This window comes from Ruegeria sp. ABD4_443 (assembly GCF_056160865.1).
Genome location: NZ_JBSWYA010000002.1, coordinates 358,871 through 383,470 on the forward strand (window position 1 = coordinate 358,871; position 24,600 = coordinate 383,470).

General features: G+C 61.4%; 26 protein-coding genes. 6 read left to right on the forward strand and 20 right to left on the reverse strand.

Going from position 1 to position 24,600, the window contains the following annotated elements:
• Positions 1 to 5 precede the first annotated feature (5 nt).
• The 16 genes from nuoF to ACXAG8_RS05975 form a co-directional block, all read right to left on the reverse strand.
• Positions 6 to 1,304: an NADH-quinone oxidoreductase subunit NuoF gene (gene nuoF, locus ACXAG8_RS05900; protein ID WP_475222831.1), complete on the reverse strand. Its 1,299-nt coding sequence runs from the start codon at positions 1,302 to 1,304 to the stop codon at positions 6 to 8.
• Positions 1,305 to 1,316: 12 nt separating this feature from the next.
• A complete protein-coding gene (locus tag ACXAG8_RS05905; protein WP_475222832.1) occupies positions 1,317 to 1,538 on the reverse strand; it encodes a DUF5337 domain-containing protein in 222 nt (73 codons plus the stop codon).
• 30 nt (positions 1,539 to 1,568) lie between these two features.
• Positions 1,569 to 2,717, reverse strand: coding sequence for an NADH-quinone oxidoreductase subunit E (locus tag ACXAG8_RS05910; RefSeq protein ID WP_475222833.1), 1,149 nt, complete (start codon positions 2,715 to 2,717; stop codon positions 1,569 to 1,571).
• Entirely contained in the window at positions 2,717 to 3,940 is a 1,224-nt protein-coding gene (locus ACXAG8_RS05915) for an NADH-quinone oxidoreductase subunit D (protein ID WP_475222834.1), read from the reverse strand. Before ACXAG8_RS05915 ends, ACXAG8_RS05910 begins: the two co-directional genes overlap by 1 nt.
• Complete coding sequence (locus ACXAG8_RS05920; RefSeq protein ID WP_475222835.1) at positions 3,940 to 4,071, reverse strand: hypothetical protein; 132 nt, start codon at positions 4,069 to 4,071, stop codon at positions 3,940 to 3,942. The genes ACXAG8_RS05915 and ACXAG8_RS05920 overlap by 1 nt, the downstream gene beginning before the upstream one ends.
• A 1-nt stretch (position 4,072) precedes the next feature.
• Positions 4,073 to 4,246 carry a hypothetical protein gene (locus ACXAG8_RS05925; RefSeq protein ID WP_010442775.1) on the reverse strand — a complete coding sequence of 58 codons (174 nt, stop codon included), beginning with the start codon at positions 4,244 to 4,246 and terminating at the stop codon, positions 4,073 to 4,075.
• A complete protein-coding gene (locus tag ACXAG8_RS05930; protein ID WP_475222836.1) occupies positions 4,246 to 4,851 on the reverse strand; it encodes an NADH-quinone oxidoreductase subunit C in 606 nt (201 codons plus the stop codon). The genes ACXAG8_RS05925 and ACXAG8_RS05930 overlap by 1 nt, the downstream gene beginning before the upstream one ends.
• A gap of 11 nt (positions 4,852 to 4,862) precedes the next feature.
• Positions 4,863 to 5,396, reverse strand: a complete 534-nt coding sequence (locus ACXAG8_RS05935) for a NuoB/complex I 20 kDa subunit family protein (protein ID WP_010442777.1) — start codon at positions 5,394 to 5,396, stop codon at positions 4,863 to 4,865.
• Positions 5,387 to 5,752, reverse strand: a complete 366-nt coding sequence (locus ACXAG8_RS05940) for an NADH-quinone oxidoreductase subunit A (protein WP_050602775.1) — start codon at positions 5,750 to 5,752, stop codon at positions 5,387 to 5,389. Before ACXAG8_RS05940 ends, ACXAG8_RS05935 begins: the two co-directional genes overlap by 10 nt.
• Positions 5,753 to 5,937: 185 nt before the next feature.
• Positions 5,938 to 6,726, reverse strand: coding sequence for a crotonase/enoyl-CoA hydratase family protein (locus ACXAG8_RS05945; protein WP_475222837.1), 789 nt, complete (start codon positions 6,724 to 6,726; stop codon positions 5,938 to 5,940).
• A gap of 9 nt (positions 6,727 to 6,735) precedes the next feature.
• Positions 6,736 to 7,590, reverse strand: a complete 855-nt coding sequence (locus ACXAG8_RS05950; RefSeq protein ID WP_475222838.1) for a hydroxymethylglutaryl-CoA lyase — start codon at positions 7,588 to 7,590, stop codon at positions 6,736 to 6,738.
• Between the two features lie 79 nt (positions 7,591 to 7,669).
• On the reverse strand, positions 7,670 to 9,601 hold the full coding sequence (locus ACXAG8_RS05955; protein ID WP_475222839.1) for an acetyl/propionyl/methylcrotonyl-CoA carboxylase subunit alpha: 1,932 nt from the start codon (positions 9,599 to 9,601) through the stop codon (positions 7,670 to 7,672).
• Positions 9,602 to 9,604: 3 nt separating this feature from the next.
• Positions 9,605 to 10,030, reverse strand: a complete 426-nt coding sequence (locus ACXAG8_RS05960; RefSeq protein ID WP_475222840.1) for an ASCH domain-containing protein — start codon at positions 10,028 to 10,030, stop codon at positions 9,605 to 9,607.
• A gap of 2 nt (positions 10,031 to 10,032) precedes the next feature.
• Entirely contained in the window at positions 10,033 to 11,637 is a 1,605-nt protein-coding gene (locus ACXAG8_RS05965; RefSeq protein WP_475222841.1) for a carboxyl transferase domain-containing protein, read from the reverse strand.
• The gene (locus tag ACXAG8_RS05970; RefSeq protein WP_475222842.1) at positions 11,634 to 12,092 is read right to left on the reverse strand and encodes a hypothetical protein; all 459 of its coding nucleotides are present in this window, start codon (positions 12,090 to 12,092) and stop codon (positions 11,634 to 11,636) included. The genes ACXAG8_RS05965 and ACXAG8_RS05970 overlap by 4 nt, the downstream gene beginning before the upstream one ends.
• The gene (locus tag ACXAG8_RS05975) at positions 12,089 to 13,621 is read right to left on the reverse strand and encodes an AMP-binding protein (RefSeq protein WP_475222843.1); all 1,533 of its coding nucleotides are present in this window, start codon (positions 13,619 to 13,621) and stop codon (positions 12,089 to 12,091) included. Before ACXAG8_RS05975 ends, ACXAG8_RS05970 begins: the two co-directional genes overlap by 4 nt.
• Positions 13,622 to 13,757: 136 nt before the next feature.
• Between ACXAG8_RS05975 and ACXAG8_RS05980 the strand changes: the two genes are divergently transcribed.
• Complete coding sequence (locus ACXAG8_RS05980; RefSeq protein ID WP_475223113.1) at positions 13,758 to 14,363, forward strand: OmpW/AlkL family protein; 606 nt, start codon at positions 13,758 to 13,760, stop codon at positions 14,361 to 14,363.
• A gap of 55 nt (positions 14,364 to 14,418) precedes the next feature.
• On the opposite strand, the gene ACXAG8_RS05985 is transcribed toward ACXAG8_RS05980, so the two are convergent.
• The 3 genes from ACXAG8_RS05985 to ACXAG8_RS05995 all read right to left on the reverse strand — a co-directional run bounded on the left by ACXAG8_RS05985 (position 14,419) and on the right by ACXAG8_RS05995 (position 17,670).
• Positions 14,419 to 15,582 (reverse strand): isovaleryl-CoA dehydrogenase, encoded by a 1,164-nt coding sequence (locus ACXAG8_RS05985; RefSeq protein ID WP_475222844.1) that lies wholly within the window; start codon positions 15,580 to 15,582, stop codon positions 14,419 to 14,421.
• Between the two features lie 176 nt (positions 15,583 to 15,758).
• Positions 15,759 to 16,949, reverse strand: a complete 1,191-nt coding sequence (locus ACXAG8_RS05990; RefSeq protein WP_475222846.1) for a DegT/DnrJ/EryC1/StrS family aminotransferase — start codon at positions 16,947 to 16,949, stop codon at positions 15,759 to 15,761.
• Between the two features lie 31 nt (positions 16,950 to 16,980).
• Complete coding sequence (locus ACXAG8_RS05995) at positions 16,981 to 17,670, reverse strand: HAD-IA family hydrolase (RefSeq protein ID WP_475222847.1); 690 nt, start codon at positions 17,668 to 17,670, stop codon at positions 16,981 to 16,983.
• 133 nt (positions 17,671 to 17,803) lie between these two features.
• Between ACXAG8_RS05995 and glmU the strand changes: the two genes are divergently transcribed.
• The 3 genes from glmU (at position 17,804) to ACXAG8_RS06010 (ending at position 21,749) form a co-directional block, all read left to right on the forward strand.
• Positions 17,804 to 19,156 (forward strand): bifunctional UDP-N-acetylglucosamine diphosphorylase/glucosamine-1-phosphate N-acetyltransferase GlmU, encoded by a 1,353-nt coding sequence (gene glmU, locus ACXAG8_RS06000; protein WP_475222848.1) that lies wholly within the window; start codon positions 17,804 to 17,806, stop codon positions 19,154 to 19,156.
• A gap of 3 nt (positions 19,157 to 19,159) precedes the next feature.
• Positions 19,160 to 20,983, forward strand: coding sequence for a glutamine--fructose-6-phosphate transaminase (isomerizing) (gene glmS, locus ACXAG8_RS06005; protein WP_475222849.1), 1,824 nt, complete (start codon positions 19,160 to 19,162; stop codon positions 20,981 to 20,983).
• A gap of 85 nt (positions 20,984 to 21,068) precedes the next feature.
• Complete coding sequence (locus tag ACXAG8_RS06010) at positions 21,069 to 21,749, forward strand: DNA alkylation repair protein (RefSeq protein WP_475222850.1); 681 nt, start codon at positions 21,069 to 21,071, stop codon at positions 21,747 to 21,749.
• On the opposite strand, the gene ACXAG8_RS06015 is transcribed toward ACXAG8_RS06010, so the two are convergent.
• Complete coding sequence (locus ACXAG8_RS06015) at positions 21,746 to 22,162, reverse strand: hypothetical protein (RefSeq protein ID WP_475222851.1); 417 nt, start codon at positions 22,160 to 22,162, stop codon at positions 21,746 to 21,748. The genes ACXAG8_RS06010 and ACXAG8_RS06015 overlap by 4 nt on opposite strands.
• A 90-nt stretch (positions 22,163 to 22,252) precedes the next feature.
• Between ACXAG8_RS06015 and moaA the strand changes: the two genes are divergently transcribed.
• Together moaA and ACXAG8_RS06025 are read left to right on the forward strand one after the other, a co-directional pair.
• Positions 22,253 to 23,260: a GTP 3',8-cyclase MoaA gene (gene moaA / locus ACXAG8_RS06020; protein WP_475222852.1), complete on the forward strand. Its 1,008-nt coding sequence runs from the start codon at positions 22,253 to 22,255 to the stop codon at positions 23,258 to 23,260.
• A 1-nt stretch (position 23,261) separates the two neighbouring features.
• Positions 23,262 to 24,587 carry a 3-deoxy-D-manno-octulosonic acid transferase gene (locus ACXAG8_RS06025; protein ID WP_475222853.1) on the forward strand — a complete coding sequence of 442 codons (1,326 nt, stop codon included), beginning with the start codon at positions 23,262 to 23,264 and terminating at the stop codon, positions 24,585 to 24,587.
• Positions 24,588 to 24,600 lie beyond the last annotated feature (13 nt).

Here is a 24,600-nt window from a genome sequence, read left to right on the forward strand (position 1 = left end):
CCGGTCTACTCCGCCGCAATCGCCGAAGAGCGACCCGTTTTCTGTGCCTTGATGCGGTCTTCGATCTCATCACGGAAATTGCGGATCAGGCCCTGGATCGGCCAGGCGGCCGCGTCGCCAAGGGCACAGATCGTGTGACCTTCGACCTGTTTTGTTACGTCAAACAGCATGTCGATCTCTTCCGGTTCGGCCTCGCCGCGCACCAGACGATCCATCACGCGCATCATCCAGCCGGTGCCTTCGCGGCACGGCGTGCACTGGCCGCAGCTTTCATGCTTGTAGAATTTCGACAGACGCCAGATCGCCTTGATGATGTCCGTGGATTTGTCCATCACGATCACCGCAGCGGTGCCCAGACCCGAGCCCAGTTCGCCCCGCAAATAGTCGAAATCCATGATCGCATCGCGCATGTTCTCACCGCGCACGCAAGGCACTGACGATCCGCCCGGAATGACGGCCAGCAGGTTGTCCCAGCCGCCGCGAATACCGCCGCAATGGGTTTCGATCAGTTCCTCGAAGGAAATCGACATCGCCTCTTCGACGACGCAGGGGTTGTTCACATGGCCCGAGATCGCAAACAGCTTGGTGCCTGCGTTGTTTTGACGGCCAAAGCCTGCGAACCAATCCGCGCCACGGCGCAGGATGGTCGGCACAACAGCGATGGATTCCACGTTGTTCACCGTGGTCGGGCAGCCGTAAAGACCGGCCCCCGCCGGGAACGGAGGTTTCATCCGCGGCATGCCCTTCTTGCCCTCAAGGCTTTCGATCAGGGCGGTTTCCTCGCCGCAGATATAGGCGCCCGCGCCGTGATGCAGGAACAGGTCGAAATCCCAGCCCGAACCGGCCGCGTTTTTGCCCAGCAGGCCCGCGTCATACGCCTCGTCAATCGCGGCCTGCAGCGCCTCGCGTTCACGGATATATTCGCCGCGCAGGTAGATATAGCAGGTATGCGCATTCATCGCGAAGGACGCGATCAGGCAGCCTTCGATCAGCGTATGCGGATCGTGGCGCATGATCTCGCGATCTTTACAGGTGCCCGGCTCGGATTCATCCGCATTCACGACCAGATATGAAGGGCGCCCGTCGCTTTCCTTGGGCATGAACGACCATTTCAGACCGGTCGGAAAGCCCGCACCGCCGCGACCACGCAGGCCCGAGTCCTTCATCGTCTGGATGATCCAGTCGCGCCCCTTTTCGATCAGGCCAGCAGTGCCGTCCCAATGCCCGCGGGCCTGTGCGCCGCGCAATGTGCGCTCATGCATCCCGTAGATGTTGGTAAAGATCCGGTCCTGATCCTTCAGCATCGCGTGTTACCTTCAGCTGTCCTGACGCATGCGCCAGAGTTGAAATATGTTGACGCCTGCATAGATGAATCCCGCCAGGGCGGCGAAATCAAACAGCAGCGCAAATCGCCCCGGCATTCCCAGCGCGGGACCGACGAACATTGTCATGGCAAGCCACAGCACCATGGTCGCAGCGATGACCATGCCGATATGTCGGCCCTTGCGGGCTATGGCCTGTTCCTTGTCCGTGTCCATCTTATCCTGGCGCCCCGGACGGGCACCTGCTTAGTCTTCGTACTTGCCTTCCGACTTTGCCCGCTTGGCAAACTCGGTCTCTTCTCCTGCGGCCAGCTTGGCCGCCTGTTCGATCCAGCCATCACGTTCGATCCGGCCTTTGAATTTCAGCCGTGCGTCGACCCAGGCCACCTGTTCAGGGGTCCAGGCGGCGATCTGGTCGAAATGATAAAAGCCCAGCTCGTTCAACGTCTGTTCAAGCTTGGGGCCGACGCCCTTGAGCAGCTTGAGGTCGTCGGGCTTGCCCTCGCGCGCACCGCTCAGCGTTTCAGGCTGTACTTCAGCCGTTTCCGCCTTGGTCGCGGCGCCCTCGGGCGAAGATGGCTCGGCCTTGGCAGATTTCTTCGGCGCAGCCTGACGGGCGGCTGGTTTACCCTGCTCCGGCACCTTCGGCGGCTTCGCCGCGGCCGACGCACCGGCCTGCTTTCCATCCTTGCCCAGCCACGGGGTCAGGACAGGCACCTCGGTCCCGTCGATACGCTTGACGGTATCCGCCAACCCGGTCGCCAATTCGACGCTTGCATTGTATTCGGGCTTGCCGGCCCCGTGCTCGGACAGGCTGGTCAGACCTTTCAGCGGTTCCGCCGCATAGCGCCCATTCTGAGGACCAGGGACAGGCACCTTGCCAGAGGACAGATCATCAATGATCTTGCCAAAGCTCACGGCGGTCAGGTCCTCGTAATAATCCTTGCCGATCTGCGCCATCGGCGCATTGGTGCAGGACCCGAGGCATTCGACCTCTTCCCAGCTCAGCTTGCCATCGGCGGACAGCTCATGCGGTTTCGCCGCAATCTTGTCCTTGCAGACCGCGATCAGGTCTTCGGCACCACAGATCATGCAGGACGTCGTGCCGCAGACCTGAATATGCGCCACCGAGCCAACCGGTTGCAGCTGGAACATAAAATAGAACGAGGCCACCTCGAGCACGCGGATATAGGCCATGCCCAGCATGTCGGCGACGGATTCAATCGCCGGGCGGGACAGCCAGCCCTCTTGTTCCTGCGCGCGCCACAGCAGCGGGATGACCGCGCTGGCCTGACGGCCCTCGGGGTATTTGGTGATCTGCGCTTTGGCCCATTGCTGGTTGGCAGCGGTAAAGGCAAAGCTTTCGGGTTGTTCGGGATGAAGACGGCGGAGCATTAGCGGTCAATCTCTCCAAATACGACATCCATGGTGCCAATGATGGCGGCGACGTCGGCCAGTTGGTGTCCTCCGGCGACGTGGTCCATGGCTTGCAGGTGCAGAAAGCCGGGCGCGCGCAGTTTGGCGCGGTAAGGCTTGTTAGTGCCGTCGGCGACCAGATAGACGCCGAATTCGCCTTTGGGGGCCTCGACGGCGGCGTAGACCTCGCCTGCGGGGACGTGGAAACCTTCGGTATAAAGCTTGAAGTGATGGATCAGGCTTTCCATCGAGGTCTTCATGTCGGACCGTTTCGGCGGGGTGATCTTGCCGCGCGCCAGAACGTCGCCGGGGCATTCGCGGATCTTGGCGATGGCCTGGCGGATAATCAGCAGCGACTGGCGCATCTCTTCCATGCGCACAAGGTAACGGTCGTAACAGTCGCCGTTCTTGCCGACGGGGATCTGGAATTCGAACTCGTCATAGCATTCATAGGGCTGCGCACGGCGCAAATCCCAGGCCAGACCCGACCCGCGGACCATCACGCCCGAAAATCCGTATTTCTGAATGTCATCTTCGGTCACGATGCCTATATCGGCGTTGCGCTGTTTGAAAATGCGGTTTTCAGTCAGCAGACCGTCGATGTCTTCCAGAACGGCGGGGAATTCGTGGCTCCAGGCCTCGATATCATCCAGCAGTTCGGGCGGCAGGTCCTGGTGTACACCACCGGGGCGGAAATAGGCGGCGTGCAGGCGGGCACCACAGGCACGCTCGTAAAACACCATCAGCTTTTCACGCTCTTCAAAGCCCCAAAGCGGCGGGGTCAGCGCGCCCACGTCCATCGCCTGCGTGGTGACGTTCAGCAGGTGGTTCAGGATGCGTCCGATCTCGGAATACAGAACCCGGATCAGCGAGCCACGGCGCGGCACCTCGACGCCGGTCAGCTTTTCAATGGCCAGACACCAGGCGTGTTCCTGGTTCATCGGCGCCACGTAATCCAGACGGTCGAAATACGGCAGGTTCTGCAGATACGTCCGGCTTTCCATCAGCTTTTCAGTACCGCGGTGCAGCAGGCCGATATGCGGGTCGCAGCGTTCAACGATCTCGCCGTCCAGCTCAAGCACAAGACGCAAAACCCCGTGCGCCGCAGGGTGTTGCGGGCCGAAGTTGATGTTGAAGTTGCGGATCTTCTGTTCTCCGCTCAGCGCGTCCGTGCTGCCGTCATCATATCTTGAGCCGTCCATCAACGCCCTCGTTTCTTCTTTGCTTCGGCCCGAACCCGGACCTTTTCCGCCTCAAGCGCCTTGGCCGCGGCCCCTGCCAGCAGGACCCCCAGCGCACCCAATGCGATCAGTTCCCCCAGCAGCATCAGCATCTCAGCGGCGCTCCAACTCTTGCAGTTTCAGCCCGACCCACCACAACAGGGCTATCGTGCCGAATGGAACCAGACAGAGCAGGCACCAGTATTTGTTGATCCCGAAAAACGGCAAAATCTTCACCATCGGAATGATGGTCAGCGCGGAAAGGATCAGCCACCAGATGCCACCCATTACTCGGTCTCCTGTTTCTCATCCCCCGGCAGAATGTAATTCGCGCCCTCCCAGGGGGACATGAAATCGAACTGCCGGTATTCCTGCACCAGGCTGACAGGTTCATAGACCACACGCTTTTGCGCCTCGTCATACCGCACCTCGGTATAGCCGGTGGTCGGGAAATCCTTGCGCAGCGGATAGCCGCGGAACCCATAGTCGGTCAGGATACGCCGCAGGTCCGGGTGGCCCGAGAACAGGATGCCGAACATGTCGAACACCTCGCGCTCGAACCAGTTGGCCGACGGGTGGATGTCAGTGATCGAGGGCACCATGTCCTCTTCGCGGATCGAAACCCGCAGGCGGATACGCTGGTTCTGGTACATCGACAGAAAGTGATAGACCACGTCGAACCGTTTGGTGCGTTCGGGATAGTCGACGCCGGTGATATCGACCAGTGTCGAAAACCGGCACGACTGATCGGATGTCAGAAACTCGACAAACCCGACCAGATTGGACGGGGCGACGTCGATATTCAGCTCGCCATGCGTGACGTCCCAGCCCAGAACGCAATCCGCGCGCTTGAGTTCGATCTGTGCGCCAAGTTCCTTGAGTGCTTCGCTCATCCGAATTCTCCTCAGCGCACGATGGTGCCGGTGCGGCGTATTTTGCGTTGCAACTGCATCAGCCCGTACAGCAGCGCTTCAGCCGTTGGCGGGCAGCCGGGCACATAGATATCCACCGGAACAACCCGGTCGCATCCACGCACGACGGAATAGGAATAGTGGTAATAACCACCGCCATTGGCGCAGGACCCCATCGAGATCACATAGCGCGGCTCGGGCATCTGGTCATAAACCTTGCGCAGCGCGGGGGCCATCTTGTTGGTCAGCGTCCCGGCCACGATCATCACGTCCGACTGACGCGGCGAGGCGCGCGGCGCGATGCCAAACCGTTCGGCATCATACCGCGGCATCGAGGTGTGCATCATCTCGACCGCGCAGCAGGCCAGACCAAAGGTCATCCAGTGCAGACTGCCGGTACGGGCCCAGTTGATGATGTCTTCGGTCGATGTCAGCAGGAAACCCTTGTCCTGCAATTCGGCGTTCAGGGCCTGGGTGGCGACTTCTTTGTCGACGCCAGCGGTGTTTGCACCCGTCATCACTCCCATTCCAGGGCCCCTTTCTTCCATTCATAGGCAAAGCCGATGGTCAGAACGCCCAAAAACACCATCATGGACCAGAACCCCACATCGCTGATGTCCTTGAAGCCGACGGCCCAGGGGAACAGGAATGCAATTTCCAGATCGAAGATGATGAAGAGAATCGAGACCAGGTAGAATCGGACGTCGAACTTCATCCGCGCGTCATCAAAGGCATTGAAGCCGCATTCATACGCGCTGACCTTTTCGGGGTCGGGGTTGCGGACAGCCAGAACCACAGCGGCAAGAATCAAGACGATTCCAAGCCCTACGGCGACGGCCAGAAACACCAGGATCGGGAGGTATTCCCGCAGCAGGTCTTCCACGAATAGCTCCTTTCCTGCGCATCCATCACCGGGACGCGCCGTCAATTGGCGTGTTGACTGGACTTTCTGTATCCGCGCCGCGTCAGAGGGTCAACCGAGCACAGGCGCGCACCGGTCCAATTACCCCCTATTTTTGCGTCATTGAATGTTTTGGTTTTAAACAAATATCCGTTTGGACCGCCAATCTAAACTGGAGTTTTCCAGTCAGGTTTTCGTTTTTCGAAGAAGGCGGTGATTCCCTCCTGGGCCTCGTCGGTTTCCCATCTGTCGACCAGCGCACGAATGGTCTGGTCAATCACACTGTCATCGATACGCGGACCCAATTGCCGGACCAGGGCCTTGGCGCTGGCAACTGCGCCAGGGGCGCAGGACAGATACGGGGCGATTTCGGCCTCGACCGCCTGGGCAAGATCGGCAGCAGGGACCACGCGGGCCAACAGCCCCAGGGCGGCGGCCTCGGATGCATCGAACAGACGCGCCGACATAAAGACACGCCGGGCCTGCGCTTCGCCCATACGGGCGATCACATAGGGGCCGATCGTCGCCGGGATCAGGCCCAGCCGCGTTTCGGTCAGCCCCATCTTCAGCGTGTCCACCCCGATGGCCACATCGCAAACGGATGCCATGCCGACGCCACCGCCAAAGGCGTTGCCTTGCAGGGCGCCGATCAGCGGCTTGGTCAGCGTGTTCATTGCCTGCAACATCTCGGCAAGCTTGCGGGCCTCGACAAACCTGGTATCGCTGTCTGCGGCCATCTGGTCTTGCATCCACCCCAGATCGCCCCCCGCGCAAAAGGTCTTTCCTGCACCGGTCAGAACAACGGCGCGCACCGTGTCATCGGCCGACAACTGGCCCGCAGCTTGGGTCAGTTCGGCAATCATGCGGGCCGACAGGGCATTGTGTTTCTCTGCGCGGTTCAGGGTAAGTGTCGCAACCCCTCGGGCGTCGATGTCCAGTGCAATGGTTTCGAACATAATGGCTCCTTACTCTGGCCGCATCGCGCGGGCCATGTGCGCGGCCTGCTCCAGAACCGCAGCATCCAGACCGGTTTCATATCCCAGCCGGGTCAGATGCGCGTCCACTGCTTCGGTCGCCACGTTGCCAGCAGCCCCCGGCGCGTATGGACACCCGCCCAAGCCGCCGACTGCGGCGTCAAACACCCGCACCCCCAACGACAGCGACGCGTCGATATTGTCGATGGCCCGCCCGTTGGTGTCATGGAAATGACCCGCCAAACGGGTTACCGGCACCCTGTCCCGAACCGCCAGCAGCATATGCGCGATCTTGTCCGGCGTCGCCTGCCCGATCGTATCACCCAGCGAAATCTCATAGCACCCGTGGGCAAACAGAGCATCCGCGACCTCGGCCACTTTTTCCGGCGGCGTCGGACCATCATACGGGCAATCCGTCACGCAAGAGACATACCCCCGCACCGGCAGATCAATATGCCGGGCCGCTTCGAGGATCGGCACAAACCGTTCGATGGATTCCGCGATGGTTGCGTTGATATTCGCCTTTGAAAACCCTTCCGAGGCCGACGCGAATACCGCAATCTCGTCCGCCTTGGCGGCCAGCGCGTCCTCATATCCGCGCATATTTGGCGTCAGCGCCGCATAGCGCACGCCATCGGCCCGCGCGATTCCAGCCAATACCTGCGCCGACCCCGCCATCTGCGGCACCCATTTCCGAGAGACAAAGCTGGCGACCTCGATCCGTTTGAACCCGGCCCCGCTGAGGCAATCGACCAGCGCCACTTTCTCGGCCACCGGAATCTCGCGCTGTTCGTTTTGCAACCCGTCGCGCGGCCCGACCTCGAATATCTCGACCCGTTCTTTCATTCCGGCGCCCCTCCCTGACATGTTTTGGTTTCAAATACCGATGGCTCGACTGTGCCATGCAATTCCGCGCCGTGACAGATCAATCCTCGTGCAACCGGACCAGGGCCGCCCCGGCCTCGACCTGGGCACCCGCCTCGGCCAACACCTCGGCCACCACGCCGTCACGCGCCGCCAATAGCGAGTGTTCCATCTTCATCGCTTCCAGAATGGCCAGCCGGTCGCCCTCTTTCACCGTCTGGCCAGCCGCGGCAAAGACCGCTTTGACCAGACCGGGCATCGGCGCTTCGATGACATTGGTATCGCCCGCGGCGCTGGCATCCCGGTCAAGCGGATCGACAAGATCAAATGCCAGCCCATATTGATCGAACACGGTGATCTGCGTGCCGGACATGGCAACCCGGGGCATCGGTGCGCCATCAATGACCCAACCCGTGTTTTGACGCTCAGCGGTGACCTCTGTTTCACCGAGTTGCCAGATCTGCCGATCGGGGCCTTCGACCTGTACATCCAGATCCACAACCTCGTCCCCGTACATCAGCTGCACCGCACGATGCAGCGGGGCCCACAATGTGAACCCGGTATGCGCCTCGGCCTTGTCGAGGCCAAGTGCCACCATGGCTGCCGCAACACAGGCGGCGGGGCGCAACTCGGGGGCCTGCACCAACCCGTCCAGATCGCGGCCGATCAACCCGGTGTCGACATCGCCCATGGCAAACCCAGCATGCCGGGTCAACGCCCCCAAGAACGCAAGGTTCGTTACTGTCCCTGCAACCTCGGTTCCGCGCAAGGCCCGATGCAGGGTTTCCAATGCAACCGCACGCGTCGGGCCATGTACGACCACCTTGGCGATCATCGGATCATACCATGGGCTGATCGTATCCCCGGCCCGCACACCGCTGTCGGCGCGGGCTTGCTCGGGGAAGTTCAGATGCGTCAGGGTGCCCGTTGCCGGCAAAAAGCCCTTGGGCACGTCTTCGGCATAAAGCCGCGCCTCAAACGCATGGCCGTTGATCGACAAGTCCCCTTGCCGCATCGGCAGGCTTTCCCCGGCGGCGACCCGCAATTGCCACGCAACCAGATCAACGCCTGTAATCGCCTCGGTCACCGGGTGTTCGACCTGAAGACGCGTGTTCATCTCCATGAACCAGAACCGATCCGGGCGCAGCCCGTCCGAGGCATCGACGATGAATTCAACCGTCCCTGCACCCTTGTAACCGATGGCCTCGGCGGCACGGACACCCGCCTGCCCCATCGCTTCACGCATTTCGGGCGTCATGCCGGGGGCCGGGGCCTCTTCTATCACCTTCTGGTGCCGCCGTTGCAGCGAACAATCGCGTTCGAACAGATGTACCGCATGGGTGCCGTCGCCAAACACCTGCACCTCGATATGGCGCGGTTTGGCGACGAATTTTTCGACCAGCACGGCGTCATTGCCAAAGGCGGTCCTGGCCTCGCCACGCGCACTGTCCAGGGCGGCCGCGAAATCCTCGGGCCGCTCGACCAGCCGCATGCCTTTGCCCCCGCCCCCTGCAACGGCCTTGATCAGAACAGGGTAGCCGATTGTGTCAGCGGCCCCCGACAGATGTCCCGCATCCTGATTGTCGCCGTGATAGCCGGGCACCACCGGGACGCCTGCCTGTTCCATCAGAACCTTTGCTGCGTCCTTCAGACCCATCTTGCGGATTGCATCCGCCGATGGCCCGATAAAGGTCAGACCCGCAGCCTCGACCGCATCCACGAAATCCGGGTTCTCGGACAGAAACCCATAGCCGGGATGGATCGCCTGCGCGCCAGAGTCGAGCGCGGCCTGAATGATCACATCACCCTTCAGATAGCTGTCCGCCGGGGCTGCGCCGCCGATATGCACCGCCTCATCGGCCATCTGAACATGCTTGGCCCCCGCATCCGCATCGGAATAGACGGCCACACATGCAACACCCATTTTCTGAGCGGTTTCCATCACACGGCAAGCAATCTCGCCTCGGTTGGCAATCAGGATTTTATTGAACATGGCTTACCCCTTTACCGCCAGATCTTCGACAAGGCGGAACCGTTCGCACAGCAGTTCCATCTCGGGATCAAAGCCGCCGTTACGCTCGAAATACCGCTGGTGATCCTGGCGCCAGCCGTCCAGCGTTTCGTTCTCACCCTCGGCCAATGCGAAACCCTCGGTCATGTCACAGAAGCGACAGGTCGAGACCGCGACCGTTTCGATCACCAAAGCCGGGCGTCCGTCCCATTCCAGGGCAATATCGCGCCGCCCAACGACCGGAGTGTCAGCGCTGCCCTCCGGGTAGTCGCGCAATGCACCGCAAGTTGCCGTTTTGCGACCCGCCCGGACCAATGCCAGCAGGTCAGCACTCAGCGCCGCGCTGTCGCCAAATTTGAAGGTCTGCGCACCGGGATAGCGGGCTATGACATCATTCAGTGAAACGCTCATCGTCACATCCTGAACACGCCGAAGCGTGTCTCCTCGATCGGGGCGTTCAGTGCGGCACTCAGCGACAGGGCCAGCACGTCGCGCGATTTGCGCGGGTCGATGATACCGTCGTCCCACAACCGGGCCGAGGCATAGAGCGGATGGGATTGTTCTTCGAACATATCCAGCGTGGGTCGTTTGAATTCGGCCTCTTCTTCGGCCGACCATGTGCCGCCCTGCCGTTCGATCCCGTCGCGTTTGACCGTGGCCAGAACACCCGCCGCCTGCTCGCCACCCATCACGGAAATCCGCGAATTCGGCCATGACCACAGGAAACGCGGCTGATAGGCGCGACCGGCCATGCCATAGTTTCCGGCCCCGAATGATCCTCCGACCAGCATCGTGACCTTCGGGACGCTCGTCGTCGCCACCGCCGTCACCATCTTGGCCCCGTGCCGCGCGATGCCTTCGTTTTCGTATTTGCGACCGACCATGAACCCGGTGATGTTCTGCAGGAACACCAACGGGATACGGCGCTGCGAGCACAGTTCGACAAAATGCGCGCCCTTCTGGGCGGCCTCGGAAAACAGCACGCCATTGTTGGCGATGATCCCGACGGGGCAGCCTTTGACATGGGCAAAACCTGTGACCAGCGTCTCGCCAAAGCGCGGCTTGAACTCATCGAACCGAGAGCCATCGACCAGACGCGCGATCACCTCGCGGATGTCATAGGGCGTGCGCAGGTCAGCGGGAACAACGCCCATGATTTCCTCGGGGTCATAGGCCGGGTCTTCGGGGCTGGCCCAATCCACCGTCTGCGGTTTGCGCAGGTTCAGCGAGCCAACGGCCCGCCGTGCCAAGGCCAGTGCGTGGGCGTCATCCTCGGCCAGGTAATCCGCGACGCCAGACAGACGGGTATGCACATCGCCGCCGCCCAGATCCTCGGCGCTGACAACCTCGCCCGTCGCGGCCTTGACCAAAGGCGGCCCGGCCAGAAAGATCGTCCCCTGTTCCTTCACGATGATCGTCACATCTGACATCGCGGGCACATAGGCCCCACCCGCCGTGCAGGACCCCATCACCACGGCAATCTGCGGGATACCCTTCGCGCTCATCCGCGCCTGGTTATAGAAGATACGGCCAAAGTGGTCGCGGTCGGGAAAGACCTCATCCTGATTGGGCAGATTCGCACCGCCGCTATCCACCAGGTAGATACAGGGCAGATGGTTTTCCTCGGCAATCTCCTGCGCGCGGAGGTGTTTCTTGACGGTCATCGGATAGTATGTGCCGCCCTTCACAGTGGCGTCGTTGCAGACCACCATGACCTCACGCCCCTGCACCCGGCCAATGCCCGCGATGACCCCGGCGCAGGGCGCGGCATCGCCATACATCCCATGCGCCGCCGTCGCCCCGATTTCCAGAAACGGAGACCCCGGGTCCAGAAGGTTCGCCACCCGACGACGTGGCAGCATCTTGCCGCGAGATTCATGCCGCGCCCGGGATTTCTCGCCACCGCCCATGCGGGCCGCCTCGGCCACGGCTGAGATTTGCGCCAGCGCATCCAGATGGGCTGTACGGTTTGCCTTAAAGCCCTCAGAGGCGGGCATGGCTTTGGATGTGAGTTTCATTGTTGTTCGCCTTCTAGTTCAGCCAACCAGGCCGTTAGCGATGAAGCGGCTAAGTACTTCTGAATTGCCACATGCGCTGAGCAGTACTCTTTGCTTGAGTAATCTTTGCACTCAACACTCGTGTCAATTTCGCGAAGCGTTTCAAGTCGGGAGATATAGAATTCCGCCTGCGGACTCTCGGCTTCTATCGTTTTGGGAAGCCCAGAAAGTAGATTGCTACCAAGATCTCCGTATTTGGTTTCGAGATTGAGAAAACACACACGCTGGTCTTGGGCAAACTCGCAATAGGTTAGTATCACCGCCAGACATTCTTCCCGTTCGCTCAACCAATTCAGCTGACCCTCAGAGTTTTCAACACACCTTTCCACCCAACCACTTGGATCAGGATCATCAGCGTGGGCTGTGGACGCGAGCGCAAAGATCGCCATTAAAATAGCAAACAATAGTCGGTTCAATTTTGAGCCCTCGCTTCCCCCGCCGCCCGCGCCTTCAATTCCTTGCGGACCACTTTCCCTGTCACCGTCATCGGCAGTGCCTCAAGAAACGTCACTTCACGCGGATAGGAATACTGCGCCAGACGGTCCTTGACCCACTCCTGCAACTCTCGTTCCGTTGTCTCAACATCTGGTTTCAGCACCACATAGGCCTTGACGATCTCGGTCCGCAGCTTGTCGGGTTTGCCGACCACGCCCACCGTCGCCACCGCCGGGTGGGTCAGCAGGCAATCCTCGATCTCGGCCGGGCCGATCCGATAACCTGAGGATGTAATCACGTCGTCATCGCGCCCAACAAAGCGCAGGTAGTCGCCCTCGCACACGCCGCGATCCCCAGTGATCAGCCAGTCGCCGCGAAACTTCTGCGCGGTCTCTTCCGGTCGGTTCCAGTATTCCAGCAGCATCGAGGCCGAGCCGCGCCGGATGACCACGTCGCCCTCGTCGCTCGTCGGGTTGCCGTCCTTGTCGATCACCGCCACCTCATGCCCCGGCACCGGCTTGCCGATGCAACCAGGTCGCACCGGGAAATCCTGGGCGCAGGAAGACACCACCATATTGCATTCAGTCTGACCGTAGAACTCGTTGATCGTCAGGCCAAATGCCTGTTCGCCCCACGCCAGCATCTCGGCTCCCAATGGCTCTCCGCCCGAGGCGACCGATCGCAAACCGGGGATCGCCACATCTGCCGCCTTGAGCATCCGCAACGCCGTGGGCGGAAAAAAGACATTGCGTACGCCGCCGCGCGCGATCACATCGGCGCAGGCCTCGGGCGTGAACTTGTCCAACCGCGCCGCCACAACCGGAATGCCCAGCGCCAGACCTGGCATCAACACGTCGAACAGGCCGCCGATCCAGGCCCAATCGGCGGGCGTCCACAGGCAGTCGCCCTGGCGCAGGTGGTTGTGGCTGATCGAAACCCCCGGCAGGTGACCGGTCAACACCCGGTGCCCGTGCAGCGCACCCTTGGCGCTGCCCGTGGTGCCCGAGGTATAGATCAGGACCGCCGGGTCATCGGGGCCAGTTTGGGCAAACGGCACCGGGGCGTCCGACGGCGCAATCCCTTCGACCATTATGGGCTGGGACAGCCCTGCCAGCAACGCCGCGCCCTCATCATCGGTCAGAACGATCTGCGCGCCCGCGTCGCCAATGCGGGCGGCCAGCGCATCATGCTGGAACAGCTTGAACAAGGGCACTGAAATCGCGCCGATTTTCCAGATTGCCAGATGGGCGGCCGCGCACCATCTGGATTGGCTCAGCAAAACGCCGACCCTGTCCCCCGGCTGCACACGCGTGGACAAGACCCGTGCAATGCCGTCGGTCAGGCGGTTGAGTTCGCCATGGGTGACGTCCTGCCGGGCGCCCTGCGACAACTCGATGATCGCCACTTGGCCCGCGGGCTGCGACAGGCATTGTTGCGCCATGTTCAGCTGCGGCGGAACATCCCAGCCACCACCGTCACGCAACCCCGGTATGCGCCTAGCGGGATGCATGGTGATTTCCCCATGTTTTACAAAGCCTTGAGGCCGGGAGCGCACCTGAAAACTTCACGGTTTCTTGACACAGATCAGAGAGAGCTGCCCGCGTCGGTTTCAAAACGGACGTGTTCACAACACCATAGGCCAAATGATGACAAAGAAACTCGCCGCCTTGACTCTTTCCACCGCTCTCGTGGCGCTTGCCGCCCCGGCCTTTGCCCAATCGCAAGGCGATTGGACCGTCGGTGTCGGTGTCGGTTACCTTGATCCCAAGTCCGACAACGGCACTCTTGCCGGGTTCAGCGCTGAAATCGACTCGGACACGCGCCCGATCTTCACCGCCGAATACTTCATTCGTGACAACCTGGGCATCGAACTGCTGGCCGCGACGCCGTTCAAGCACAACATCACCCTGGGCGGGAGTGTCGACGCAGGCAGCACCAAACAGCTGCCGCCCACCTTGTCGCTCAACTATCACTTCGCGACCAACAGCGCCTGGAAACCCTATGTAGGCGCGGGCCTGAACTATACCATCTTCTTTGACGAGGATTCGGCCCTGGGCGACCTCAATATCGACGACTCGTTCGGCGTTTCGCTGCAAGCCGGTGTCGATTACATGGTCACCGAAAAAGGCGCGGTTCGCCTGAATGTGCGCTGGTTCGACATCGACTCGGACGTCACCCTGAACGGGAACTATATCGGCAAGGCCGAGGTCGACCCCTGGCTTGTCGGCGTTTCCTACGTTCATCAGTTCTGACCCCCACGAAAAACTGCGCCCCGCACCACGAACTGGCGGGGCGCACCACCCTGTTTCAGAGCATTCCACCCATCAGTTCGCGCCCGATCAGCATCCGGCGAATTTCGCTGGTGCCGGCCCCGATTTCCATCAACTTGGCATCGCGGAAAATCCGGCTGACCGGCGCATCCGCCAAAAACCCGGCGCCACCCAGCGCCTGCACGGCCTGATGCGCCTGGACCATCGCCTGTTCGGACGCGAACAAACAGCATGCGGCGGCGTCCTGACGGGTTACATCGCCGCGATCACACGCCTTTGCCACTTCGTAGACATAGGCGCGTGCGGCGTTCATGGCCGTGTACATGTCGGCGATCTTGCCCTGCATCAACTGAAAGCTGCCAATCGGTTTGCCGAACTGCTTGCGTTCGGCAAGATACGGCATCACCTCATCAAGACAGGCCGCCATGATGCCGGTCCCGATGCCCGCAAGAACCACACGTTCATAATCCAGCCCGGACATCAGCACCGCGACGCCCTTGCCTTCCTGCCCCAGGACGTTTTCGAACGGCACTTCGACATCCTCGAACACCAGCTCGGCCGTATTCGACCCGCGCATCCCCAGCTTGTCGAAATGCGGCGAGGTCGAGAACCCCTTCATTTCCTTTTCGATCAAAAACGCGGTGATCCCCCTGGAGCCCGCCTCGGGATCGGTCTTTGCATAGACGACCAGCGTGTCGGCATCCGGGCCGTTGGTGATCCAGTATTTGTTTCCGTTCAGGCGATAGTGATCATTGCGCTTTTCGGCCCGCAAGGTCATCGAGACAACGTCCGAACCTGCCCCGGCCTCGGACATGGCCAAAGCGCCGACATGGTCGCCCGAGATAAGCCGCGGCAGGTATTTCTGCTTTTGCTCTGGCGTACCGTTCAGCTTGATCTGGTTCACGCAAAGGTTTGAATGCGCCCCATAGGACAACGAAACCGAGGCCGAGGCGCGGGCGATTTCCTCGACCGCGATCGTATGCGCCAGATAGGACATTCCGGCGCCGCCGAATTCTTCGGGAACAGTCACACCCAAAAGCCCCAGTTCGCCCATTTCCTTCCACAAGGCGTTTGGAAAGGCATTCGACTGATCAATCTCGGCGGCCATCGGCTTGACCCGTTCCTGCGCCCAGCGATGCACCATGTCGCGCAGGGCGTTCACCTCTTCGCCCAGATCGAATTGCATTGTTGCCATGAACATCCGCGCTCTCCTCCAGCCATCGCGTTAATGAACAAGTGTTCAATAACCAATTAGCAGCGAAAACGCGACGGGTCAACGACTGCGATTGATTGCAGCACATTCAACAGCAAAACGCCGCCCAGCGGGCGGCGCATTGCGTAGACCAAAAGTGGGTGAACCCGGCGCGCCGGTGCCAATCACGACTGATAAACCGCCCCGACTTCGGCGCGGATGATCCGCGCAATCAACCGGCAGTCATCCAGTGAAAATGTCAGCGGTACGCGCATGTCCAGTATTCCGGCAAGAATCCGGTCGCTGTCCGGCATCCGCTCCGCCTCGACATAGCGCCAACTGTCATAGCGCGAGGTGAACCCGCTTGGCTCGGCCCCTCCGAACCACTTCAACTCGACCCCACGGGCGGCACATCGCCGGATCACCTCGGCGATGTCTTCGGGCGACCAGTCCAGCAGAAGAAACTGGATCGAAGACCCGACATAGGTCTCTTCGGCCGGGCGTTCGACCGTGCGCAGCCCAGGTGTTCCTGCCAGCCCGGCCTCGATCTCGCGATAGCGTTCGTTCCAGCGGGCCACCTGTCTTTCCAGGTCTCGCAATTGCGGGCGCAGAATCGCTGCGCGCAGATTGTCCATGCGCCCCGAAACATTGGGCGTGGTATACTTGACCCGCTCGAATACCTCGGGGGCAGGAGCGGCCAGATGGCGCTCGTACAGCATATAGGACCCCGACAGGATCGTAGCCCGCGCGGCCAGTTCGGCATCATCGGTGACCAGCAACCCGCCTTCGCCGGAATTCACATGTTTGTATGTCTGGCAGGAATAGCAGCCCACGGCGCCCTGTCGGCCCGATTTTTGCCCACGCCAGGCCGCGCCCATCGTGTGTGCGCAATCCTCGATCACTGTCACGCCTGCCGCATCGCACATCTGCATCAAACGATCCATGTCACACAGGTGTCCCCGCATATGGCTCAGCATCAGGACGCGGGCCTGTCCCAGCTTGCCGGCCAGATCATCCAGGTCAATGGTCAGCGCCTCGTTCACGCCGACGAACACGGGCCGTGCGCCGACCGATGCAATCGCACCCGGAACCGGAGCAAGGGTGAAGGCATTGGTCAGTACCGGGTCTCCGGGCTGCACCCCGATCGCCCGCAATGCCGTCGCCAGCGCATAGCCGCCCGACGCGACAGCCAGACAGTATTTGGCGCCGGTCTGGGCGGCAAATTCCTGTTCCAGCAAGGCGGTCTCGCTCAACTCGGTCGGGGCGACATTGTAGCGATGCAACCGGCCATGGCGCAGAACTTCGACCGCCGCCGCGATGGCGTCATCGGGGATCGGTTCCTGCTGGGTAAAACTACCAGTGAATTTCTCTGTCATGCCCTCGTTTTGAGGCCGCGTTTCACCGGGGTCAAGGGCCACTGTCCCCTCGGGCCGCCGCCCCGATCAGGTTCGGTACGAGTTCGGGCAGATCATCGAAATGATGCAACAGGGCCTCGGGGCGCAGCGCGGCCATATCCTCGCCCGATGGTCCGAATGTCACAAGAACCGATGGAACGCCCGCCGCCAGGGCCGTGTTCCGGTCGGTATCTGAATCGCCGATCAGGACACATTTGTCAGGGTGACCGCCTGCACGCCGCGCGGCCTCGCGCAGGGGGGCGGGGTCGGGTTTGCGCACCGGCAGCGTATCGGCCCCCACCAGCGATGCAAAAACATCGCGCACCCCCATCCGCGTCAACAGAAGATCGGCCAAACCTTCGGGTTTGTTCGTACAGATCCCGACGCCATAGCCTGCGTCCTTCAACCGCTCGACCGCGCCCATCGCACCGGGGTAAAACCGGGTATGCGTGTCAATCTCAGCCGCGTAAGCCTCAAGAAGTACGGGGTAAAACGCATCAACCGTGGCCTCGTCATATGCGCCAACCCGTTCCAACCCATGCGTCAGCATCCTGCGGCCACCCCGCAGGGCCACCGCCGCGTCCTGCCCGTTGACCAGCACATCGCCATGCCCCATCTGCCGAAAACAGTGGTTCGCCGCGGCCAGAAGATCGCCTGACGTGTCCGCCAAAGTCCCGTCCAGATCAAAGATAACCGTGTGCATTCTGTCTCCTGCCTCGGCGGGATTTCGCCATGTCGTGTTGCAAACGGCAATCTTGTTTGATGGCCGAACCGCTTGCGCCTTTGCCGTCAGCGGATAAAACGGTCAGCGACAAAACAAAAGAGAAATCGATTTCATGACCACTGCCCTTGTCATCCTCGCCGCCGGAAAAGGCACCAGGATGAATTCGGATATTCCAAAGGTTCTGCACCCCATTGCCCAAACCCCGATGATCGTTCACGCGATGCGTGCCGGTTCGGTTCTGAACCCCGAACGTACCGTCATCGTCACCGGGCACGGGTCCGAGGCGGTGGCCAAGGTCGCCCTGACCGAAGACGAAGCGGCCCAGATCGCGGTCCAGCAAGAGCAGCTGGGCACCGCCCACGCGGTGGCACAGGCCCGCACGGCGCTTGACGGGTTTTCAGGGGATGTGGTGGTCCTTTATGGCGACACGCCGTTTCTGCAACCCGACACGCTTGAGCGCATGATAGCCGCGCGTGCGCAGAACGACCTTGTGGTTCTGGGTTTCGAGGCCGCCGACCCCGCCCGCTATGGCCGCCTTGTCATGAACGGCGAAACCCTGGAGCGGATTGTCGAGTTCAAGGACGCGACCGAGGCCGAACGGGCAATCACCCTGTGCAACTCGGGGCTGTTGGCCTGTGACGCTGAAACCCTGTTTTCGCTGATTGATGCGGTCGGAAATGACAACGCCTCGGGCGAATACTACCTGCCGGATGTGGTCGAAATCGCGCGCGACCGGGGGCTGAGCGTAACAGCCGTTGCCTGCGACGAAGCGCAAACCCTTGGGGTCAACTCGCGCACAGACCTGGCCGCCGCCGACCGGGTGTTTCAGCAACGCGCCCGCGCCGACCTGTTGGAACTGGGCGTCACCCTGATGGCCCCCGACACCGTGTACCTGTCCGCCGATACCGTGATCGGCCGCGACACGGTGATTGAACCCAACGTCGTCTTTGGGCCCGGTGTCACCGTGGAAAGCGGCACGACCATCCGGGCCTTTTCCCATCTGGAAGGCTGTCACGTCAGCCGCGGCGCGGTCGTGGGCCCCTATGCCCGGCTGCGACCGGGAACGGAACTGTCTGAAAACACCAAGATCGGCAACTTTGTTGAAATCAAGAACGCCGAAATCGCCGAGGGCGCAAAGGTCAACCACCTCAGCTATATCGGTGATGCGTCGGTTGGGGCTGCGTCCAATATTGGCGCGGGCACGATCACCTGCAACTATGACGGCGTGATGAAGCACCGCACCACAATCGGCGAAAACGTCTTTGTCGGGTCCAACACAATGCTTGTGGCCCCGGTCCGGCTGGGCGACGGCGCGATGACAGCGACAGGAACCGTTGTCACGCGCGACGTCGAGCCCGACGCCCTTGCGGTCGCCCGTTCACGGCAGGACAACAAACCGGGTTATGCGCGCAAATTGTTTGACATGTTGAAGGCGAAGAAGGCTCGCCGCGACAAAGGAGCCTGAAAAATGTGTGGAATTGTCGGAGTTCTGGGGCACCACGAAGCGGCCCCCATCCTGGTCGAGGCCCTGAAGCGGCTGGAATACCGCGGCTATGACAGCGCGGGCATCGCAACGGTGAATGACGGCGCGCTGGGACGCCGCCGGGCCGTTGGCAAACTGGTCAACCTCAGCGATCTTCTGGTGCATGACCCCCTTCCCGGAAAGTCCGGGATCGGTCACACACGCTGGGCCACGCACGGGGTGCCCTCGGTCACCAATGCCCACCCGCACCGGGCTGGTCCGGTCGCCGTGGTGCATAATGGCATCGTCGAAAACTACCGGGACCTGCGCGCCGAACTGGCCGAGCATGGAATCGGGTTCGAGACCGAAACCGATACCGAAACCGTCGCGCTCATGGCCGAGCATCTGATGCGGGGTGGTCTGTCCCCGGTTGAGGCCGCAAACAAGACCATCGACCGGTTGCAAGGCGCGTTTGCCCTGGCGTTCCTGTTCGACGGTCAGGACGACCTGATCGTTGCGGCACGCAAGGGATCGCCCCTTGCCATCGGTCATGGCGACGGAGAGATGTTCGTCGGTTCGGATGCCATCGCATTGGCACCCCTGACCAACCGGATCACCTATCTGGAAGAGGGTGACCGCGCGGTCCTGACCCGCACCTCGTTGGAGATCCGCAACGAAAAGGGCGAACTGGCCAATCGCGAGATGCGCAAGATCAAGCTGGACCACGCGCGCGCTGACAAAGGCGGGCACAAGCACTTCATGGCCAAGGAAATCGCCGAACAGCCGGTTGTCGTGGCCGAGGCGATCCGCTCTTACCTGCCAACCGGCGGCGACAAGGTCGTGCTGCCGGGCGCCGATCTTGACTTTACCAAGCTTGACCGCCTGACAATGGTCGCCTGCGGGACGGCTTTCTACGCCTGCCTGACGGCCAAATATTGGTTTGAAAAGCTTGCCCAGATGCCGGTCGAGGTCGATATCGCAAGCGAATTTCGCTATCGTGAACCGCCGATCACCGACCGAACCCTGGCGCTGTTCGTCAGCCAGTCGGGTGAAACCGCCGACACATTGGCGGCGCTGCGATATTGCGAGGGCAAGGCAGACAAGATCGTGTCCGTCGTCAATGTCCCCGAAAGCTCGATCGCGCGCGAAAGCGACATCGCACTGCCCATTCACGCGGGTGTCGAAATTGGCGTTGCCTCGACCAAGGCGTTCACCTGCCAGCTCAGCGTTCTTTTGATGCTGGCACTCAAGGCGGCGGCAGACCGGGGAACCCTGTCTGACGAGGCCCTGGCCGATCATGCGGCCGCGCTGCGCGGGTTGCCTTCGGTGCTGAATGCGGCACTGGACCAGAACCGGGCCATCCGGAAATCGGCCCAACGCCTGTCAGAGGCGCGCGACGTATTGTTCCTAGGGCGCGGGCTGATGTATCCGCTGGCCATGGAGGGCGCGTTGAAGCTCAAGGAAATCAGTTATATACACGCCGAAGGTTACGCGTCGGGCGAGTTGAAGCATGGGCCAATCGCGCTGATTGACAAACATATGCCGGTTGTCGTCATGGCCCCGCGTGATGCGGTCTTCGACAAGACAGTGTCGAACATGCAAGAGGTGATGGCCCGCAAGGGCAAGGTCATCCTGGTCTCGGATGATGACGGGATCGCCGAGGCAGAAGACGGCGTCTGGAGCACGATCCGAATGCCCCATATCCACCCGGACCTTACGCCGATCCTGTATTCGGTCCCGGCGCAATTGCTGGCCTATCACACGGCAGTTGCCAAGGGTACGGATGTGGATCAGCCGCGCAACCTGGCGAAATCCGTAACGGTGGAATGAGCCATGGTGCGGCTTTTCCGGCAACGACGCGCCTGGCCCTGCGCCCCGGCTGGGCGCAGCCGTTCCCGGCTGTATAGGTAAGCGCATGCAGACCGATGTCTATCTTGACCAGATCAAAGGTCATGCCGACCCCGAACGGGCCGCGCAGATGGCCGCATATCACAAGGTGCCGCGCATTTACCTGGGCGTCGGAAACCCGGTCCTGAACGATCTGGCAAAATCCTGGCGTCAGGATCTGGATGTGGCAGGGCGCGTCGCCCTGGCGCAGGGTCTTTGGAAGACTGACATTCACGAGGCCCGCCTTGCCGCGGCCAAGCTGCTGACCCAGGCCCGCATTCGCGAAGATCAGCCCGTCTGGGATCTTTTGCACAGCTGGCTGCCCGATTTCGACGCCTGGGCCGTGGCTGACCATGCCTGCATCGCGATGCAAAAACGTCTGACCGCCGATCCAGAGAGGTTGGGCCAGGTTGCGCGTTGGACCGCATCCGACCACATGTGGACCCGGCGTGCGGCCCTTGTGGCCACCCTACCCTGGACCAAGCAAAACCACCCCAAACCCCAAGACCTGGAACGGCGCGACAGGATACTGGGCTGGGCGGCAGGTTATGTGCCTGACCGGGACTGGTTCATCCAGAAAGCCGTCGCATGGTGGTTGCGGGAACTGTCCAAACACGATCCCGACAGGGTGCATGCTTTCCTTAACAGTCACGCGCAGGCGATGAAGCCCTTTGCAGTCCGCGAAGCCGGGAAATACCTGACGCGCTAGTTCAGATACACCTGAAGCTCGACCAATTCATCGAACGGCACCAGCAGGGCCCGCATCGCATCCAGGGACAACCGGCTTCCGCCGCCTTCCGGCCCGGGCGCCGGAACCAGAGTGACATAGGCCTGCGCGCCAGTGCGCGGCACAACGATCCTTGCGTTGACTTCCACCGACACCAGCGATGTCTCCAGCCACCGCCCCGGCTTGGTCGGATCGCCCAACGATGCGATCGTCGTCTTCGCGCCCTCCCAGCCGGGGGTGACCTGGGCAACCGGCTGCACATCGCCTTCCGGCTCGGGCGGGGGTACGGATGCATCCGCAACCGGTTCGGCATTGCCAAATAACCGGCCCGAAGCCGATTGCACCTGTTCGCATCCGACAAGAAGGAACGACAAAAGAACCAGAGCGTATTTCATGGCGAAAACCTATCGTCCTGCGCGCATCTGTACCAGTCAAAAGCGCAGTTCACCCTTGTCGCATCAGGGAGCGCGCTTTACCTATGGGGCATGACCGCCCCACTTATTGACCCATTCGCGCGCGCTATCACCTATCTCCGCGTTTCCGTTACGGATCGCTGCGATTTCCGGTGCGTTTACTGCATGTCGGAAAACATGTCCTTCCTGCCCAAGAAAGACCTTCTGACGCTCGAAGAACTTGACCGGATGTGCACGACCTTTGTCCAAATGGGTGTCGAAAAGCTGCGGATCACCGGCGGCGAACCGTTGGTGCGCCGCAATATCATGAGCTTTTTCCGTTCCATGACGCGCCATCTCGACAGCGGCGCGCTAAAGGAACTGACGCTGACGACGAACGGGTCGCAGCTTCATCGCTTTTCCGACGACCTTTATGATGCGGGCGTGCGCCGGGTGAATGTGTCGCTCGACACATTGGACGACGAAAAGTTCAGCCAGGTAACCCGCTGGGGCCGCCTGAAACAGGTGCTGACCGGCATCGACGCGGCCCAGAAAGCGGGCCTGCGGATCAAGATCAACGCCGTCGCCCTGAAGGGGTTCAACGAAGAAGAACTGCCGCGCATCACCCAATGGTGCGCCGAACGTGACATGGACCTGACCTGGATCGAAGTCATGCCCATGGGCGATATCGGCAACGAGGATCGGCTGGATCAGTACTGGTCGCTCAAGGATGTGCGGGCCGAATACGAGAACCATTATGACGTCACCGATCTTGTCGAACGGACCGGCGGACCGGCGCGCTATGTCCGGCTTGCGGAAACGGGGCAGAAAATCGGGTTCATTACGCCGCTCAGCCACAATTTCTGCGAAAGCTGCAACCGCGTCAGGCTGACCTGCACTGGCGAGCTGTTCATGTGCCTGGGCCAGGAAGACCGGGCCGATCTGCGCGCTGCGCTGCGTGACAATCCCGATACGAACCAGCCGCTCGAAGACGCCATCCGCGCCGCAATCAACCTCAAACCCAAGGGCCACGATTTCGACTATTCGCGCCAGGCGGTTGACGGAAAAATGAGCCGCCACATGAGCCACACAGGCGGCTGACATGCCCCGGGATCAAGGTTACCCCACGCTGCTGTACCGATTGTACTGCGGCCTGACGGCCATCGTTGCGCCGCTTGCGTGGCGAACGGTTAAACGCAAACTGCAAGCCGCCGGTGTGCCGGAAACCCGACAGCGCGAACGCTTGGGCCTGACCGATGCCACACGCCCCAAGGGTCGGCTGATCTGGTTTCACGCCGCAAGCGTCGGCGAAAGCCTTTCCGTCCTCAGCCTGATCAACCGAATGGCCGACAGGCTGCCCGATGCAGAATTCCTGATCACATCCGGCACGCCGACCTCGGCCGAACTGATCGAAAAACGCCTGCCGCCCCGCACCCGCCACCAATTCCCGCCCCTGGACAGCGCCACCCCCGTGCGCCGCTTTCTGGACGGGTGGCACCCCGATGCCGCCATTTTCGTCGAAAGCGAAATCTGGCCGCGCCTCATTGTCGAAACCGACAAACGTAGAACACCCCTGGCGCTGCTCAACGCGCGCCTGTCCGAACGCTCCGTGGCTGGCTGGCGCAAACGCCCCGACACGGCGCGTTTCATCCTGCATCGCTTTCGCCTGTTCCTGACGCAGAACGACCAGACGGCGGCCAACCTGATCGCAATGGGCGCGCCGAACGAACGGGTTCGCCCCGGCACCAACCTGAAAGCCATGTCTGACCCCCTCCCGGTCGATGACGCAACCCTGACCGATATCCGCGCCCAGATCGGGCACCGTCCCGTCTGGATTGCAAGCTCGACCCATACGGGCGAGGAAGAAATCGTGCTGGCCGCCCATAGCCAACTTTTGCAGCAATGGCCGGACCTGCTGCTGCTGCTGATCCCACGCCATCCCGAACGCCGGGCCCAGATTGCGGGTCTGCTGCGCGACGCGGGCCTGACCTTTGCACAGCGCAGTTCGAACGACCCGCTCCGCCCGGATACGCAGGTGTATCTTGCCGACACATTGGGCGAAACAGGCACATGGTACGCGCTGTGTCCGATTGTCTTTCTGGGCGGATCGCTGAAAGAGATCGGCGGCCATAACCCCTTCGAACCCGCGCAGGCTGGCGCCGCCGTGATCACCGGCCCCGGCTATTTCAACTTCGCCGAAACTTTCGCGCCCCTCGTCCAATCCGGCGGCGCGGTACAGGTGAACTCAGCCGCAGAACTTGTGCAGGCCGTCACCACCTGGCTTTCGGACGGCGCGGCCCTTGCTGCGGCACGCCAATCCGCCAGCGCCTGCGTCACATCGCAAAAATCCGCACTGGATACGGTCATCGAAACGCTGTGTTCAGAGCTCGACCTGAATCAGCCAGCGGATCCCGCTTCATCTGGCTGAAAATATCCCGGGG

Excerpts from the sequence above, each read along its gene's own strand:
- ACXAG8_RS05950 (WP_475222838.1), bottom strand. The coding sequence starts at position 7,590 with ATGAAAGAACGGGTCGAGATATTCGAGGTCGGGCCGCGCGACGGGTTG.
- ACXAG8_RS05945 (WP_475222837.1), bottom strand. The coding sequence starts at position 6,726 with ATGTTCGAAACCATTGCACTGGACATCGACGCCCGAGGGGTTGCGACA.
- glmS (WP_475222849.1), top strand. The coding sequence starts at position 19,160 with ATGTGTGGAATTGTCGGAGTTCTGGGGCACCACGAAGCGGCCCCCATC.
- ACXAG8_RS05985 (WP_475222844.1), bottom strand. The coding sequence starts at position 15,582 with ATGTTCATGGCAACAATGCAATTCGATCTGGGCGAAGAGGTGAACGCC.
- ACXAG8_RS05930 (WP_475222836.1), bottom strand. The coding sequence starts at position 4,851 with ATGAGCGAAGCACTCAAGGAACTTGGCGCACAGATCGAACTCAAGCGC.
- moaA (WP_475222852.1), top strand. The coding sequence starts at position 22,253 with ATGACCGCCCCACTTATTGACCCATTCGCGCGCGCTATCACCTATCTC.
- ACXAG8_RS06010 (WP_475222850.1), top strand. The coding sequence starts at position 21,069 with ATGCAGACCGATGTCTATCTTGACCAGATCAAAGGTCATGCCGACCCC.
- ACXAG8_RS05905 (WP_475222832.1), bottom strand. The coding sequence starts at position 1,538 with ATGGACACGGACAAGGAACAGGCCATAGCCCGCAAGGGCCGACATATC.
- ACXAG8_RS05995 (WP_475222847.1), bottom strand. The coding sequence starts at position 17,670 with ATGCACACGGTTATCTTTGATCTGGACGGGACTTTGGCGGACACGTCA.
- ACXAG8_RS05955 (WP_475222839.1), bottom strand. The coding sequence starts at position 9,601 with ATGTTCAATAAAATCCTGATTGCCAACCGAGGCGAGATTGCTTGCCGT.
- ACXAG8_RS06015 (WP_475222851.1), bottom strand. The coding sequence starts at position 22,162 with ATGAAATACGCTCTGGTTCTTTTGTCGTTCCTTCTTGTCGGATGCGAA.
- ACXAG8_RS05935 (WP_010442777.1), bottom strand. The coding sequence starts at position 5,396 with ATGGGAGTGATGACGGGTGCAAACACCGCTGGCGTCGACAAAGAAGTC.
- ACXAG8_RS05960 (WP_475222840.1), bottom strand. The coding sequence starts at position 10,030 with ATGAGCGTTTCACTGAATGATGTCATAGCCCGCTATCCCGGTGCGCAG.
- glmU (WP_475222848.1), top strand. The coding sequence starts at position 17,804 with ATGACCACTGCCCTTGTCATCCTCGCCGCCGGAAAAGGCACCAGGATG.
- ACXAG8_RS05975 (WP_475222843.1), bottom strand. The coding sequence starts at position 13,621 with ATGCATCCCGCTAGGCGCATACCGGGGTTGCGTGACGGTGGTGGCTGG.
- ACXAG8_RS06025 (WP_475222853.1), top strand. The coding sequence starts at position 23,262 with ATGCCCCGGGATCAAGGTTACCCCACGCTGCTGTACCGATTGTACTGC.
- ACXAG8_RS05990 (WP_475222846.1), bottom strand. The coding sequence starts at position 16,949 with ATGACAGAGAAATTCACTGGTAGTTTTACCCAGCAGGAACCGATCCCC.
- nuoF (WP_475222831.1), bottom strand. The coding sequence starts at position 1,304 with ATGCTGAAGGATCAGGACCGGATCTTTACCAACATCTACGGGATGCAT.
- ACXAG8_RS05910 (WP_475222833.1), bottom strand. The coding sequence starts at position 2,717 with ATGCTCCGCCGTCTTCATCCCGAACAACCCGAAAGCTTTGCCTTTACC.
- ACXAG8_RS05965 (WP_475222841.1), bottom strand. The coding sequence starts at position 11,637 with ATGAAACTCACATCCAAAGCCATGCCCGCCTCTGAGGGCTTTAAGGCA.
- ACXAG8_RS05915 (WP_475222834.1), bottom strand. The coding sequence starts at position 3,940 with ATGGACGGCTCAAGATATGATGACGGCAGCACGGACGCGCTGAGCGGA.
- ACXAG8_RS05980 (WP_475223113.1), top strand. The coding sequence starts at position 13,758 with ATGACAAAGAAACTCGCCGCCTTGACTCTTTCCACCGCTCTCGTGGCG.
- ACXAG8_RS05920 (WP_475222835.1), bottom strand. The coding sequence starts at position 4,071 with ATGCTGATGCTGCTGGGGGAACTGATCGCATTGGGTGCGCTGGGGGTC.
- ACXAG8_RS05925 (WP_010442775.1), bottom strand. The coding sequence starts at position 4,246 with ATGGGTGGCATCTGGTGGCTGATCCTTTCCGCGCTGACCATCATTCCG.